This is a genomic window from Ideonella sp. P3_A4 (assembly GCF_056403075.1).
The window spans coordinates 1-1,810 of sequence record NZ_JBFUGE010000916.1 but is presented as its reverse complement, the minus strand read 5'-3'; the positions used below and the strand labels follow the sequence as shown (position 1 = coordinate 1,810).

1 protein-coding gene and 1 pseudogene are annotated in these 1,810 nt (G+C 68.1%); both read left to right on the top strand.

The window, feature by feature from the left end:
• Positions 1 to 860 (top strand): TonB-dependent receptor domain-containing protein (locus tag AC1DYI_RS34400; RefSeq protein WP_477208589.1); only part of this gene is annotated, 860 nt, incomplete at its 5' end.
• Positions 861 to 862: 2 nt separating this feature from the next.
• Positions 863 to 1,810, top strand: a pseudogene (locus AC1DYI_RS34395) (alpha-galactosidase); the annotation flags it as partial.

Sequence of the window (1,810 nt, the reverse complement as noted above, 5' to 3'; positions counted from 1 at the left end):
CAGGCGCCTACTTCGTCGAGTACAGCCCGGCCGTGCCGATCAACGTCGGCGGCAGCTACACCAAGGCCTTGCCGGCGGCCAACTTTCTCTACCACCTGAACAAGACGCTGCAGATGCGCCTGGGCGTGGCCGAGACCATCGCGCGGCCCAGCGTCGATCAGCTGGCGCCCACCCGCACCGACGGCGCCAGCTGGGGCGCCGACGTGATCTGGATCTCCGGCGACCCGCACCTGAAGCCCTACACCGCCTGGCAGCAGGACCTGTCGCTCGAGTGGTACTACGCACCGAAGTCGGCGTTGAACGGCGCAGTGTTCGCCAAGCAGATCAAGAACTTCATCACCGCAACTGCGGAAGAGAACGTCGACATCGGTGTACCCGGCCACCTGTTCACGATCGTCTCGCCGATCAACGGCGACAAGGCCACCGTGCTCGGCTTCGAGCTGGGCTGGCAGCACCTGATGGACAACGGCTTCGGCATCCGCGCCCAGTACACCTACAACAAGACCCGCTCGTGGGTCGACGGCGAACTGGTTGGCGAGCTCGAAGGCGTGGCCCCGGCCAGCTCGTCGCTGGGCCTGATCTACGAGAAGGGCCCGATCAGCCTGAACCTGTCGGCCGATTACACCAGCCCATACACCGTGACCAGYGGCACCGAGCTCGGTGTGCCCAGCAAGGCCAAGGCGGTGACGTGGGTGACGGCGCAAGCCTCGTACGAATTCAACGGCGGCTTCAAGCTGACGCTCGAGGGACGTAACCTCACGAACGCCCAGGAGCGCACCGACCTGGGCCGGCGCGACCTGCCGTACACCTACAACGCCTACGGCCGCTCGTTCACGCTGGGCGCCAGTCTGAAGTTCTGACCATGCAGCGAACTGTCCCCGTGGCCCGGCGCGCGTTCTTCCAGTGGCTGGGCGCGTCGGCGTTGTGCGCACCGGCGATGGTGTCGAGTGCGCCAGCCGTCGGCCGTGGCCACGTGCGCATTGCCGATGCGGCGATCTCGCTGCAGTTCGATGAGCAGATGCGCTGCCGCGTCGTCCACCTGGCCGGCCCGCGGCCCGCGGTGTTGACCGACTTCGATGCGAGCGAGACCTTGACGCTCGCCAACGGCGCGGTCGTCGATCGCTTCGTGTTGTATCGGACTCAGGTCGACGCACTGCACGACGACGCCCACGGGCCCGGCCGCCGCCTGCGCATGGAAGGCCGCTCGGCCCAGGGCATCGTCAAGACGATCGCCGTGACGCTGCACGACGCCTTCCCCGGCTTCGCCTGGCTGGAGGTCAGCTACCGCAACGAGTCAGCGGCAGCGTTGGCGATCAAGGGCTGGGGCAACGCGCAGCACCGGGTGCTGCCACGAGTCGGTCGCACCGAAGCCTTCTGGTCTTTCGCCGGCGCCAGCCACGAAGACCGGCACGACTGGGTGCAGCCGGTCAAGCCCGGCTTTGCACAAGCCAACTTCATGGGTATGAACGCGCCCGACTACGGCGGTGGCACGCCGGTGGTCGACGTGTGGCGGCGCGACGCCGGCCTGGCTGTTGGCCACGTCGAAGTGGTCCCGCAACAGGTGTCGCTGCCGCTGCGCTGGTCGCGCGGTGGCGTGCAACTGGGCCTAACCGCCAAGCGTGCCACCACGCTGGAGCCCGGGCAGACGCTGACGACCGCGCTGAGCTTTGTCGCCGTGCACCAGGGCGACTACTTCGCCGCACTCGACGCCTACCGCCGCGTGATGGCGCAGCGCGGCATCGCCGCCGCCACGCCCCCGGCCGCGGCCTACGAGCCGATCTGGTGTGCCTGGGGCTACGAGCGCGAATTC